The 12,465-nt window shown below is 68.4% G+C and carries 12 protein-coding genes; 7 read left to right on the top strand and 5 right to left on the bottom strand.

The features are described from left to right. Positions 1-112: 112 nt before the first annotated feature. Positions 113-2,380, bottom strand: a complete 2,268-nt coding sequence (locus SMIR_RS17165; RefSeq protein ID WP_168493942.1) for a (Fe-S)-binding protein — start codon at positions 2,378-2,380, stop codon at positions 113-115. Between the two features lie 256 nt (positions 2,381-2,636). On the opposite strand from SMIR_RS17165, the gene SMIR_RS17160 reads away from it, so the two are divergent. The 5 genes from SMIR_RS17160 (at position 2,637) to SMIR_RS17140 (ending at position 7,990) form a co-directional block, all read left to right on the top strand. Further along, a complete protein-coding gene (locus SMIR_RS17160; RefSeq protein WP_168493944.1) occupies positions 2,637-3,704 on the top strand; it encodes an MraY family glycosyltransferase in 1,068 nt (355 codons plus the stop codon). A 95-nt stretch (positions 3,705-3,799) separates the two neighbouring features. Continuing rightward, positions 3,800-5,650, top strand: coding sequence for a molecular chaperone DnaK (gene dnaK / locus SMIR_RS17155; RefSeq protein ID WP_067374231.1), 1,851 nt, complete (start codon positions 3,800-3,802; stop codon positions 5,648-5,650). Beyond that, positions 5,647-6,315 carry a nucleotide exchange factor GrpE gene (gene grpE / locus SMIR_RS17150; RefSeq protein ID WP_168493946.1) on the top strand — a complete coding sequence of 223 codons (669 nt, stop codon included), beginning with the start codon at positions 5,647-5,649 and terminating at the stop codon, positions 6,313-6,315. The genes dnaK and grpE overlap by 4 nt, the downstream gene beginning before the upstream one ends. A gap of 33 nt (positions 6,316-6,348) precedes the next feature. Further along, the gene (gene dnaJ / locus SMIR_RS17145; RefSeq protein WP_168493948.1) at positions 6,349-7,533 is read left to right on the top strand and encodes a molecular chaperone DnaJ; all 1,185 of its coding nucleotides are present in this window, start codon (positions 6,349-6,351) and stop codon (positions 7,531-7,533) included. Between the two features lie 4 nt (positions 7,534-7,537). Further along, entirely contained in the window at positions 7,538-7,990 is a 453-nt protein-coding gene (locus tag SMIR_RS17140; RefSeq protein ID WP_030617286.1) for a heat shock protein transcriptional repressor HspR, read from the top strand. A 57-nt stretch (positions 7,991-8,047) separates the two neighbouring features. Here SMIR_RS17140 and SMIR_RS17135 read toward each other — a convergent pair whose 3' ends face one another. Beyond that, a complete protein-coding gene (locus SMIR_RS17135) occupies positions 8,048-8,728 on the bottom strand; it encodes a fibronectin type III domain-containing protein (protein ID WP_168493950.1) in 681 nt (226 codons plus the stop codon). Continuing rightward, positions 8,671-9,030 carry a PA14 domain-containing protein gene (locus tag SMIR_RS43515; RefSeq protein WP_248003036.1) on the bottom strand — a complete coding sequence of 120 codons (360 nt, stop codon included), beginning with the start codon at positions 9,028-9,030 and terminating at the stop codon, positions 8,671-8,673. Before SMIR_RS43515 ends, SMIR_RS17135 begins: the two co-directional genes overlap by 58 nt. Positions 9,031-9,305: 275 nt before the next feature. On the opposite strand from SMIR_RS43515, the gene SMIR_RS17130 reads away from it, so the two are divergent. Beyond that, positions 9,306-10,433: a sugar ABC transporter substrate-binding protein gene (locus SMIR_RS17130; protein ID WP_248003037.1), complete on the top strand. Its 1,128-nt coding sequence runs from the start codon at positions 9,306-9,308 to the stop codon at positions 10,431-10,433. 495 nt (positions 10,434-10,928) lie between these two features. Beyond that, complete coding sequence (locus tag SMIR_RS17125) at positions 10,929-11,420, top strand: hypothetical protein (protein WP_248003684.1); 492 nt, start codon at positions 10,929-10,931, stop codon at positions 11,418-11,420. Here the strand turns inward: SMIR_RS17125 and SMIR_RS17120 are convergent. Continuing rightward, a complete protein-coding gene (locus SMIR_RS17120) occupies positions 11,398-11,586 on the bottom strand; it encodes a DUF397 domain-containing protein (RefSeq protein ID WP_168493954.1) in 189 nt (62 codons plus the stop codon). The two genes, SMIR_RS17125 and SMIR_RS17120, sit on opposite strands and share 23 nt — an antisense overlap. A 12-nt stretch (positions 11,587-11,598) precedes the next feature. After that, positions 11,599-12,252, bottom strand: a complete 654-nt coding sequence (locus SMIR_RS17115; protein ID WP_168493956.1) for a DUF5753 domain-containing protein — start codon at positions 12,250-12,252, stop codon at positions 11,599-11,601. Positions 12,253-12,465 lie beyond the last annotated feature (213 nt).

Genomic DNA, 12,465 nt, shown 5'->3' with positions numbered 1-12,465 from the left:
CAGATCTGCCATTTCCGGATGCTGCTCGACTTCGAGGACCCCCGAAACCGACGACACCCCATGTCTCCGGGCTGAACCGGGGCATGGGGTGTCGTTCTCTCGAAGGGCTCGGTTACTTCACCGGCTCCGGCTCAGGCTCACTCTCCGCCTCCGCCGCCCCCGCCGGATCAACCGGCGTCCTGACGGAGTCGAGGAGGAGCTGGGCCACGTCCACGACCTGGACGGACTCCTTGGCCTGGCCGTCGTTCTTCTTGCCGTTGACCGAGTCGGTGAGCATCACGAGGCAGAACGGGCAGGCCGTGGACACGATGTCCGGGTTCAGCGAAAGAGCCTCGTCGACGCGCTCGTTGTTGATGCGCTTGCCGATCCGCTCCTCCATCCACATCCGCGCACCACCGGCACCGCAGCAGAAGCCACGCTCCTTGTGACGGTGCATCTCCTGCTGACGCAGGCCCGGGACCGCCGACATGATCTCGCGCGGCGGCGTGTAGATCTTGTTGTGGCGGCCCAGGTAGCAGGGGTCGTGGTAGGTGATGAGGCCGTCCACCGGGGTGACCGGCAGCAGCTTGCCCTCGTCGATGAGGTGCTGGAGCAGCTGCGTGTGGTGGATGACCTCGTAGTCGCCGCCGAGCTGCGGGTACTCGTTGCCGATCGTGTTGAGGCAGTGCGGGCAGGTCGCGACGATCTTCTTCGCCGACTTCGGCTTCTTCGTCGACTCGTCCTCGTCATCCTCGCCGAACGCCATGTTCAGCGCGGCGACGTTCTCCATGCCGAGCTCCTGGAAGAGGGGCTCGTTGCCGAGACGGCGGGCGGAGTCACCGGTGCACTTCTCGTCGCCGCCCATGATGGCGAACTTGACGCCCGCCATGTGGAGGAGCTCCGCGAAGGCCTTCGTGGTCTTCTTGGCGCGGTCCTCCAGGGCACCGGCGCAGCCGACCCAGTACAGGTACTCGACCTCGGACAGGTCCTCGATGTCGCGTCCTACGACCGGGATCTCGAAGTCGACTTCCTTCGTCCACTCGAGGCGCTGCTTCTTGGCCAGACCCCAGGGGTTGCCCTTCTTCTCCAGGTTCTTGAGCATCGTGCCCGCCTCGGACGGGAACGCGCTCTCGATCATCACCTGGTAGCGGCGCATGTCGACGATGTGGTCGATGTGCTCGATGTCGACCGGGCACTGCTCGACGCACGCGCCGCACGTGGTGCAGGACCACAGCACGTCGGGGTCGATGACGCCGTTCTCCTCGAACGTGCCGATGAGGGGGCGCTCGGCCTCGGCGAGCGCGGCGGCGGGCACGTCGGCCAGCTGCTCCGCCGACGCCTTCTCCTCGCCCTCCATGTTCTTGCCGCCGCCCGCGAGCAGGTAGGGCGCCTTGGCGTGCGCGTGGTCGCGCAGCGACATGATGAGGAGCTTGGGAGAGAGCGGCTTGCCCGTGTTCCAGGCGGGGCACTGCGACTGGCAGCGGCCGCACTCGGTGCACGTGGAGAAGTCCAGCAGGCCCTTCCAGGAGAACTGCTCGACCTGGCTGACACCGAAGACGTCGTCCTCGCCGGGGTCGGTGAAGTCGATGGCCTTGCCACCGCTGGTCATCGGGAGCAGCCCGCCGAGAGCGGTCTCGCCCTTGGCGTTGCGCTTGAACCAGATGTTCGGGAAGGCGAGGAAGCGGTGCCAGGCGACACCCATGTTGGTGTTGAGACCGACCGTGATCGCCCAGCCCATGGTGACGCCGAGCTTGATCATGGCGGTCAGGTAGACCAGGTTCTGCAGTGTGCCGAGGCTCAGGCCCTTGAAGGCGGCGACCAGGGGGTACGAGGCCCAGTACGCGGCCTCGTAGTGGTGCACGCCGTGGATCGCGCCCTCTAGGCCGCGCAGGGTCATGATCGCGAGGCCGATGACGAGGATCACGGCCTCGACGAAGTACGCCTGGCCCGTCTTGGAGCCCGCGAAGCGCGACTTGCGGCCCGGCTTCGACGGCCGGTTCAGCTGCCGGATCGCGATCAGTACGAGGATGCCGAGCGTCGTGAACAGCGCGATGAACTCGGTGTACAGCTCGTAGGGCAGCCAGCCGCCCAGGATCGGCAGCGTCCAGTCGGCCTTGAACAGCTGACCGTACGCCGTGACGATCGTCAGGCCGAGGGTCAGGAAGCCGACGGCGACGAACCAGTGCGCGACGCCGATGATCCCCCACCGGTTCATCCGGGTGTGGCCGACGAACTCCTTGGCCAGCGTGATGCTGCGGGCCTTCCAGTCGTCGGTTCGGGAACCGGCCGGGACCGGCTGGCCCAGCTTGATGAACCGGTAGATCTGTGCGACGGCTCGTGCGATGAGCGCAACGCCGACCACGGTCAGCGTCAGCGACACAATGATCGCGGCGAGTTGCATTGGGGGCTCCTCGGGCCTGCGAGGGGGGAGCTGAAGGCCGACCTTCAGCTGATTACTAAGCGGTAACTTATGCAGTCCGTCTGAGACTACCCATATCTTCCGCCGCACTGTAGCCAGCGGTGCGGTGATCTGCGTCGCTGAGGTCCACCTGAGTCGCCGAAGTCACCGACCCGCGGTCGCGGGGTCACCGGCCGACACGTAAACCCGATCGTGTTATCTGCGGCGTATTTGCGACATTTAACACTAAATTGGCGGCGTGCTGTACGGAATCGTCGCCGCCACCTCCGCCCTGCTCCTCGCCGCCGTGCTCGCCGCCCTGCTGCGGCTCCTCGCTCTGCGCCTCGGCGTGGTCGAACGGCGGCGGGCGCGCGCGGTGCCGCTGCTCGGCGGGGTGGCGGTGGTGGCGGTCACGGCGTTCGTCGCCGGGGTCGGGGACTGGACGGACGTGGCGCCGCTGGGGCCGGCGGCCGGGCGGCTGCTGGCCGCCGGGATCGGGGTCGGTGTCCTCGGGCTCGTCGCCGACCTGTGGCCCCCGCCGGCTCTTCTGCGGGTTCCGCTCCAGGCGGCCGTCGTGACCGGCGCCGCCGCGCTGACCGTGCCCTACGACGAGCTCGGCCCGGTGGTCGGGGTGGTGGCCGTCGGCTGGATCGCCCTCGCCACCCATGCCTTCACCTCGCTCGATCACGCCGACGGGGTGATGGGGACGGTCGCGGTGGTGACCGCCTTCGCGCTGAGCGGCTGCGCGGCCGCCGAGGTCATGGACGGGCTCGCGGCGCTGCTGAGCGTGCTGGCCGCCGCGCTGACCGGGTTCCTGATGCACAACTGGCCCCCGGCCCGGATCGTGCCGGGGCGCTGCGGCGCGCTGTTCGTCGGGTTCGTGCTGACCTCGGCGGCGGTACTGGTCCACGCCGGGCGGGCGGCCGGGTCGAGCGTGGGCGCCGCGTTCGCGCTGACGGCCGTGGCGACTGCCGACGCCGTACTGGTGCTGGTGTCGCGGCGGCGGGCCGGGCGTCCGCTGCTGCGCGGCGCCCCCGATCATCTGGTCCACCGGCTGCGGCGCCTCGGTGTCACGCCTCGGGGTGCCGCGGTCGTCGTGGGGGTCACCGGCTTCGCGGGTGCACTCGTCGGGATGCTGATCGACATGGGATGGGTGAGCGCGACGGCGGCGTTGTGGGTGGCGGGCGGCGCCTGTGTCGGCGTACTCGCGCTGCTTCGGATCCCCACCTATGGGGGACGGCATGTCCCCGCGTCCGGGAGTCGGTTGACCGAGAAGCCGCAGGTCGGAGCACGTCTACAAGCACACCTGCGTGTAAGCAAGAGATAAGACTTGAGCCCCCATGACTCATGTCTGTTGACCCAGCAGTGAGTGTCGTGCACACTTGAGTCCGTTCCACTCAAGTCATTGCTGGAGGAATTGAAATGGCACGTGCGGTCGGCATCGACCTGGGCACGACTAACTCCGTCGTCAGCGTTCTGGAGGGCGGCGAGCCCACCGTCATCACCAACGCCGAGGGCGCCAGGACCACGCCGTCCGTCGTCGCCTTCGCCAAGAACGGTGAGGTGCTCGTCGGCGAGGTCGCCAAGCGCCAGGCGGTCACGAACGTGGACCGGACCATCCGCTCCGTGAAGCGTCACATGGGCACGGACTGGAAGATCGAGCTCGACGGGAAGAACTTCAACCCGCAGCAGATGAGCGCCTTCATCCTGCAGAAGCTGAAGCGCGACGCCGAGGCCTACCTGGGCGAGAAGGTCACGGACGCGGTCATCACCGTCCCGGCGTACTTCAACGACTCCGAGCGCCAGGCGACGAAGGAGGCCGGCGAGATCGCGGGCCTGAACGTCCTGCGCATCGTGAACGAGCCCACGGCCGCCGCCCTCGCGTACGGCCTGGACAAGGACGACCAGACGATCCTCGTCTTCGACCTCGGTGGCGGCACCTTCGACGTGTCCCTCCTGGAGATCGGTGACGGCGTCGTCGAGGTGAAGGCCACCAACGGCGACAACCACCTCGGTGGTGACGACTGGGACCAGCGTGTCGTCGACTACCTGGTGCAGCAGTTCCGCTCCGGCCACGGCGTGGACCTCGCCAAGGACAAGATGGCGCTCCAGCGTCTGCGCGAAGCCGCCGAGAAGGCGAAGATCGAGCTGTCCTCGTCCACCGAGACCTCGATCAACCTGCCCTACATCACGGCCTCCGCCGAGGGCCCGCTGCACCTGGACGAGAAGCTCACGCGCGCCCAGTTCCAGCAGCTCACCGCCGACCTTCTGGAGCGCTGCAAGACGCCGTTCCACAACGTCATCAAGGACGCGGGCATCAACCTCTCCGAGATCGACCACGTCGTTCTCGTCGGTGGCTCCACCCGCATGCCCGCCGTCGCCGAGCTCGTCAAGGAGCTGACCGGCGGCCAGGACGCCAACAAGGGTGTCAACCCGGACGAGGTCGTCGCCATCGGCGCCGCCCTGCAGGCCGGTGTCCTCAAGGGTGAGGTCAAGGACGTCCTGCTCCTCGACGTCACCCCGCTGTCCCTCGGTATCGAGACCAAGGGCGGCATCATGACGAAGCTCATCGAGCGGAACACGACGATCCCGACCAAGCGGTCCGAGATCTTCACCACCGCCGAGGACAACCAGCCGTCCGTCCAGATCCAGGTCTACCAGGGCGAGCGCGAGATCGCGGCGTACAACAAGAAGCTCGGGATGTTCGAGCTGACCGGTCTGCCGCCGGCCCCGCGCGGTGTCCCGCAGATCGAGGTCGCCTTCGACATCGACGCCAACGGCATCATGCACGTGACCGCGAAGGACCTGGGCACGGGCAAGGAGCAGAAGATGACCGTCACCGGCGGCTCCTCGCTGCCGAAGGACGAGGTCGACCGGATGCGCCAGGAGGCCGAGCAGTACGCGGACGAGGACCACAAGCGCCGCGAGGCCGCCGAGACCCGCAACCAGGGCGAGCAGCTCGTCTACCAGACCGAGAAGTTCCTCAAGGACAACGAGGACAAGGTCCCGGGTGACGTCAAGACCGAGGTCGAGGCCTCCATCGCCGAGCTGAAGGAGAAGCTCAAGGGCGAGGACACCGCCGAGATCCGCACCGCCACGGAGAAGGTCGCCGCGGTCTCGCAGAAGCTCGGACAGGCCATGTACGCCGACGCCCAGGCCGCGCAGGCCGCCGGTGGCGCCGAGGGTGCCCCCGGCGCCGAGCAGGCCAAGGCCGATGACGACGTCGTCGACGCCGAGATCGTCGACGAGGACCGCAAGGACGGTGCCGCGTGACGGAGGAGACCCCGGGCTTCGAAGAGAAGCCTGCCGTCCCCTCCGGCGCCACCCCTGACGACGCCGAGCCGAAGGCCGCCACCTCCTCCACGGAGGAGGCGGCGGCCCCGGCCGGGGACGCATCAGCAGCACAGATGGCCGGTCTGACCGCACAGCTGGACCAGGTCCGTACGGCGCTCGGCGAGCGCACGATGGACCTCCAGCGGCTCCAGGCCGAGTACCAGAACTACCGCCGCCGGGTCGAGCGCGACCGGATCGCGGTCAAGGAGATCGCCATCGCGAACCTCCTGACCGAACTTCTGCCCGTGCTCGACAACATCGCCCGCGCGCGGGACCACGGCGAACTGGTCGGCGGCTTCAAGTCGGTGGCCGAGTCGCTGGAGACCGTCGCGGCGAAGATGGGCCTCCAGCAGTTCGGCAAGGAGGGCGAGCCCTTCGACCCGATGATCCACGAGGCCCTGATGCACTCGTACGCGCCGGACGTCACGGAGACGACGTGCGTGGCGATTCTGCAGCCGGGGTATCGCATCGGCGAGCGCACCATCCGCCCCGCGCGGGTGGCGGTCGCCGAACCCCAGCCGGGGGCGCAGACCGGCAAGGCGGACTCCCAGGATTCCGCCGAGGCGGCCGACGACAAGGAGAGCGGTGGCCCGGACGAGGGCTGACGTTGAACGCATGAGAGAGGAGGGGCGTCGAGGATGAGCACCAAGGACTTCATCGAGAAGGACTTCTACAAGGTCCTCGGCGTCCCCAAGGACGCCACCGAGGCAGAGATCAAGAAGGCGTACCGGAAGCTCGCCCGCGAGTTCCACCCGGACGCCAACAAGGGCAACGCCAAGGCCGAGGAGCGCTTCAAGGAGATCTCCGAGGCGAACGACGTGCTCGGAGACCCCAAGAAGCGCAAGGAGTACGACGAGGCACGCGCCCTCTTCGGCAACGGCGGCTTCCGTCCGGGTCCCGGCGCGGGCGGCGGCAACTTCAACTTCGACCTGGGCGACCTCTTCGGAGGCGGCGCCCAGGGCGGAGCGGGCGGTGCCGGCGGCTTCGGCGGCGGCATCGGAGACGTCTTCGGGGGCCTGTTCAACCGCGGCGGCGCGGGAACCGGTACGCGGACCCAGCCCCGGCGCGGCCAGGACATCGACACCGAGGTGACGCTCAGCTTCACCGAGGCGGTGGACGGCGCGACGGTCCCGCTGCGGATGACGTCCCAGGCACCCTGCAAGGCCTGTTCGGGCACCGGTGACGCGAACGGCACACCGCGCGTGTGCCCGACGTGCGTCGGCACCGGCCAGGTCGCGCGCGGCTCCGGCGGCGGCTTCTCGCTCACGGACCCCTGCCCGGACTGCAAGGGCCGCGGTCTGATCGCGGAGAACCCCTGCGAGATCTGCCACGGCAGCGGCCGCGCCAAGTCCTCGCGCACGATGCAGGTCCGCATCCCGGCGGGAGTGAGCGACAGCCAGCGCATCCGCCTGCGCGGCAAGGGCGCACCCGGCGAACGGGGCGGCCCGGCGGGCGACCTGTACGTCACGGTCCACGTGGACGCCCACCCGGTCTTCGGCCGCAAGGGCGACAACCTCACCGTCACCGTGCCCGTCACCTTCACGGAGGCGGCGCTCGGCGGCGAGGTGCGTGTACCGACGCTGGGCGGCCCCCCGGTCACTTTGAAACTGCCCCCGGGCACGCCCAACGGCCGTACGATGCGGGCCCGCGGCAAGGGTGCCGTCCGCAAGGACGGTACGCGCGGCGACCTCCTCGTCACCGTCGAGGTCGCGGTCCCCACAGACGTGTCGGGCAAGGCTCGCGACGCCCTGGAGGCGTATCGCGAGGCAACCGCGGGCGAGGACCCACGGGCGGAGCTGTTCCAGGCCGCGAAGGGAGCATGAGCAGATGGACGGCCGTCGTCGGAACCCCTATGAACTGACCGAGGAGACCCCGGTCTACGTCATCTCGGTGGCGGCCCAGCTCTCCGGCCTGCACCCGCAGACCCTGCGCCAGTACGACCGCCTCGGCCTGGTCTCCCCGGACCGCACCGCCGGGCGCGGCCGGCGCTACTCGGCCCGCGACATCGAACTGCTCCGCACGGTGCAGGCGCTGTCCCAGGACGAGGGCATCAACCTGGCCGGCATCAAGCGCATCATCGAGCTGGAGAACCAGGTCGCCGCCCTCCAGTCCCGAGTCGCGGAACTGGAATCGGCCCTGGACGGCGCCGCTGCCGCGATGCAGCAGCGCGAGGCCGCGGTGCACGCCTCGTACCGCCGTGACCTGGTCCCGTACCAAGAGGTCCAGCAGACGAGCGCGCTGGTGGTCTGGCGCCCGAAGAGGCAGCAGTCCTCGGACTGACGGCCGACGCCCATCTGTCGCTGGGGCCCGGAGGCTGAGCCTCCGGGCCCCAGCGCGTCACTTGGCGGGCGCGGTGACCGCCCAGTCGCCGGCGGGCAGGGTCTCGGTGCCGTCGGCCTTCACACCGGTCACCCAGTAGTAGGACGTGGTGCCGCGCTTCGCGCCGGTGTCGAAGTACACGAACGCTCCGGCCGAGGCCTCGTGGATCTTCTCGTACGCGGCGGTGGCGGGGTTCCACCGGTAGATGCGAAAGCCCTGCGCGGATTCGGGGGACCCCTCTTCGCCTGCTCCGAGCCCGGACCAGGTCAGCTGGTTGCCCTCGTCGCCCTCCGCCGCGGACGCCTCCAGACGGAGCGGCGAGCCCTCGGGCGTCGGCACGCTCGGCGTCGTGTCGAGCTCGGTCGCGGCCACCGCCTCGGCCGTCCGGGTCCACTTGAAGGAGGAGTTCCAGGAGGTGTCGATGGCGTCGACGAAGAAGCAGACGCGGTCGCCGTCCGGACGGGTGGTGTACGAGTACGAGGTGGTGTCGGCCGGCAGATACTCCGTCAGCGTTCCGGAGCACACCTGCTCCTCGCCCTCGTCGCCCCAGAGCTCACCCCGGTAGACGGTGTACCTCCCGAGGTCGGCGGCCGGGTTCTTGTCCCACTCCAGCTCGAAGCCGTACTCGGTCGGGGTGACCGTCAGCCCGGTGACGGCGGGCGGCGGGGTGAGGTCCTCGCGTTCCCCGGCGGCGGCCATGGAACGCGCGGACTACCCGATCCGAAGTCCCTCGTCACGGTCCAGCGGACGCCGAAGTTGTCCTTGGGGAGGCCGGAGGCGGGGGCCTTCGTGCCCCAGTTCTCGCTGACCGCGCCTTCGCAGTCCGTTTTCTTCGGTGTGCCGGAGAAAGTGGTGTTCGCGTAGAACTGCCGCTTGTACGCCGGTGATGCGCAGCTGCTCGCGGCGGAGGCGGGTGCCCCCGATATGGCGAGCAGGCCCCCGGTGGTGGCGATCGTCAGTGTCGCGACGAGCGCCCGTCCACCCCGTCCAACTGGTCTCATGCTTCCCCTGATCCGTGCTGCGGTGTGCGCGGCCACCTTGGAGACTCCCGGGCGTGGGGGTGGGTTGTATGCCGCCGGGGAGCGAGTGACGCAAGTCAATCAGAGGGGTTCTGTGGAAGTGGCGGCGCACCCCCTTCCCATCGTGTTCACTTGGGGAACACAGAATGCTGTTGCCATCTCGTTAAGTGGTTACTCCTTGACGCTGAGGTGATCGCCGCGTTGGCTTTCAGCCACCTGGGTCGCAAAGCAGCTACCTCGCCCGGAAGGCACCTGATGTGAACACTCGTAACACCCGGCTTCGTCGTACCGCCATAGCCCTGGCCTGCTCCGCGATGACCGTCTCCCTCGCCGCGTGCGGTGTCGTGGACGGGATCGGCGGCAGCAGCACCAAGGCGAGCCCGACCAAGGGTGACGACATCACGGTTGGTCTGCTCCTCCCGGAGAAGGCCAACACCCGTTACGAGAAGTTCGACTACCCGATCATCGAGCAGCAGGTCGCCAAGCTCACGAACAACAAGGGCAAGGTCGACTACGCCAACGCGGCTCAGGACGCCAACAAGCAGAGCCAGCAGTTCCAGCAGATGGTGGCCGACAAGGTCGACGTGATCCTCGTCGACGCGGTGGACTCCAAGGCCATCGCGAGCGATGTGCAGAAGGCCAAGGACGCGGGCATCCCCGTCATCGCCTACGACCGTCTGGCGCAGGGCCCGATCGACGCCTACATCTCCTTCGACAACGAGCTCGTCGGCCAGGTCCAGGGCAAGGCCCTCCTGGAGGCGCTGGGCACCGACGCCGCCTCGAAGAAGATCGTCATGATGAACGGCTCGCCCACCGACCCGAACGCGGCGCAGTTCAAGGCCGGCGCCCTGGGTGAGCTCAACGGCAAGGTCGTCATCTCCAAGTCGTACGACACCAAGGACTGGGACCCGGCCGTCGGCAAGGCCAACATGGAGAAGGCCATCACGGCCATCGGCCTCAACAACATCGCCGGTGTCTACTCCGCCAACGACGGACTCGCGGGTGCCGTCATCGACGCCCTGAAGACCATGGGCGTCAGCAAGGTGCCGCCGGTCACCGGCCAGGACGCCGAGCTGGACGCGGTGCAGCGGATCGTCCGGGGCGAGCAGTACATGAGCGTCTACAAGTCCTACCCCGACGAGGCCTCCGCGGCCGCCGAGATGGCCGTGGCGAAGGTCCAGGGGCGTGGTATCGAGTTCGACGCGCTCACCCGCGACAAGGTCGACAGCCCCACGAACAAGAAGATCCCCTCCCAGCTGATGCCCGTGGTCGCCCTGACCAAGGCGAACATCAAGGAGACGGTGATCCAGGACGGCATCTACACCGTCAAGCAGATCTGCGCGGCCTCGACCAAGGCGGACTGCACGGCGATCGGCCTCAAGTAGTCGTGCTTCGGCACTGACGACCTGCACCGACGTCCTGCACGGACGACCTTCCCTGACGAACGCGCGGGAGCCCTGGGGGAGGGGCTCCCGCGCGTTCGTCGGATCGGTGCTCCAGTGCTTCTCAGGTACGTACGGTCCGGGGGCGGGCAGTGCGGGCCCGTTCGGCCCGTACGGCGTCCAGGATCGCTGTGCTGGTGGTCGGGCCGCTGCCGGTGCAGGCGAAGCCCTTGCCGCCTATGAGGACGTTGAGCCGGTGCGGGATTCCTGCTCTATCTGAGCTACTGACCTCGGTCGGAGGAAGAACTGGAGAAGCTGGTCCGTCGTTGGAGCGCCCTCTTCATCGGCTGTATCACCCGGTGCTCGGCGCGAATCGGACTGAACCGGGTCGGCGACAGCGTGATCGCCGGGTGAACCGTTTCGGGGCTGCGCGTGTCTCAGAGGGGGACCGTGCTTGCTGTGTTTGATGCGCTAGTTGCGCTGGAGGCGTCCGTGGCCATGATCGGCCTTTTCTGGATCACCAAGGAGAGCGTGTACGTGGGCGCCGAACCCGAGGGGTACGGGCGCGGGGTGCGGCTCACCCCCGAGGGGCTTCAGGCCGTGGGTACGGGCCAGGAGGGGTTCTGGTCCTGGGCGGACGTCCGCGCGGTCACGGTCCACGACGTGCAGGTGCGCTCCAGTACCCGGTGGCTGGTGAACAACGTGATGGACACGGTCCTCGACCTGGCGATGGGCGGCGGTGAGGCGCCGCCCGCGTTCGAACTCCACGTACGGACGGACGAGGAGAAGGCCGAGCTGACGGTGTACACCGCGGCCGTCGGGGGTTACGTCCAGTCCGAGTACGAGCTGTCGGTGGCGCTGCTGAACCGGTTCGTGGACGGTACGGCGGACGTGGCGCGGCTGCTGGAGTGGGGAAGCGTCGAGGGCGACGGCGTGACGCCCTGGCGGGCGGCGCGCGAGGCCCTGCTCACGAGCTGGGCCGCGGCCTGAGATGTTCGAGGAGGGCGGCGAGCCCCTCCGGGGTGGTGGCGAGTACGGTGCGGGGTTCGTCGCTCTCGCGTAGGCGGATCGTTCCGTCGGGGGCGACGGCGACGTTCACGCATTCGCCTTGCGGGCCGCCGCTGAACGTCGACTTCTGCCAGTCGAGTTCGGACATCGTGGCTTCCCCCTAAAGCGTGTGGAGAAGGTGCTGGACGAGGCCCAGCGAGTCCTTCACTGAGTGTGCTTCGGGGGCCAACGATACGTCGACGGGGGCCAGGGCGTTCTCGACGAGACGGTCGAACATCTCGCCGTACCGGCGGAGTTGCGTCCGCTCGCTCAGGTACCGGGCGCCCGTGGGCTGCTCCAGAACCACGGTGCTGAGTTCTGAGGAGCCCGGGACGATGTGGACGAAGTTCCCGCTCAGCGCGGCGTGGGCCTGGGCGCTGAACGGGTACACCTGGATGGTCACATGCGGCAGGCGTGCCAGTTCGATGAGCCGCAGCAGCTGTTCGCGCATCATCTGGGGGCTGCCGAAGCGCATGTGCAGGGCTGCTTCGTGGATCACCGCGTGTACGGCGGGAGGGTTCTCGCGCGTGAGAATGTGCTGCCTCTCCATGCGGAACCTCAGGGCTTGCTCGGTGTTCTCGAAGCCCAGTTTGGGGCTGTTGAAGATGGCCTGGGTGTACGCGGCGGTCTGAAAGAGCCCCGGCACGAAGAGGGACTGGTGCACCCGCAGGGCCACGGCACTCGACTCCAGCTCCGCCAGGCTGAGCGCGCCCGCTTCCATCGGTCCCTTGCAGGCGCTCCACCAGCCCGTGCCGGTGGCCTCGGGCAAGGTCACCAGAGCATCTACGTACGTCTCATCTGTGCATCCATAGGAGTGGCACAACGGGGGTCTGGTTCGAGTTGGTGGGGGAGGGGGAGCTCGGCGGATCGTTCCGTCCTCACCGCATCGGGTGACCCGGAGCCGGTTCCCCTGGTCGGCTCTGTCGCCGTACCTACCGTGATCGCGTTGCTTGTGCCCCATGGACGCCAAGCCCACACTTGAGGAGGT

It is taken from the genome of Streptomyces mirabilis (genome assembly GCF_018310535.1).
In the GTDB taxonomy this organism is placed as follows: Bacteria; Actinomycetota; Actinomycetes; order Streptomycetales; family Streptomycetaceae; genus Streptomyces.
This window is presented reverse-complemented; position numbering and strand designations above follow the sequence as displayed.

Coding starts and splice junctions, on each gene's coding strand:
- SMIR_RS17165 (WP_168493942.1), bottom strand. CDS start 2,380: ATGCAACTCGCCGCGATCATTGTGTCGCTGACGCTGACCGTGGTCGGC.
- dnaK (WP_067374231.1), top strand. CDS start 3,800: ATGGCACGTGCGGTCGGCATCGACCTGGGCACGACTAACTCCGTCGTC.
- dnaJ (WP_168493948.1), top strand. CDS start 6,349: ATGAGCACCAAGGACTTCATCGAGAAGGACTTCTACAAGGTCCTCGGC.
- SMIR_RS17140 (WP_030617286.1), top strand. CDS start 7,538: ATGGACGGCCGTCGTCGGAACCCCTATGAACTGACCGAGGAGACCCCG.
- SMIR_RS17135 (WP_168493950.1), bottom strand. CDS start 8,728: ATGGCCGCCGCCGGGGAACGCGAGGACCTCACCCCGCCGCCCGCCGTC.
- SMIR_RS43515 (WP_248003036.1), bottom strand. CDS start 9,030: ATGAGACCAGTTGGACGGGGTGGACGGGCGCTCGTCGCGACACTGACG.
- SMIR_RS17125 (WP_248003684.1), top strand. CDS start 10,929: ATGATCGGCCTTTTCTGGATCACCAAGGAGAGCGTGTACGTGGGCGCC.
- SMIR_RS17120 (WP_168493954.1), bottom strand. CDS start 11,586: ATGTCCGAACTCGACTGGCAGAAGTCGACGTTCAGCGGCGGCCCGCAA.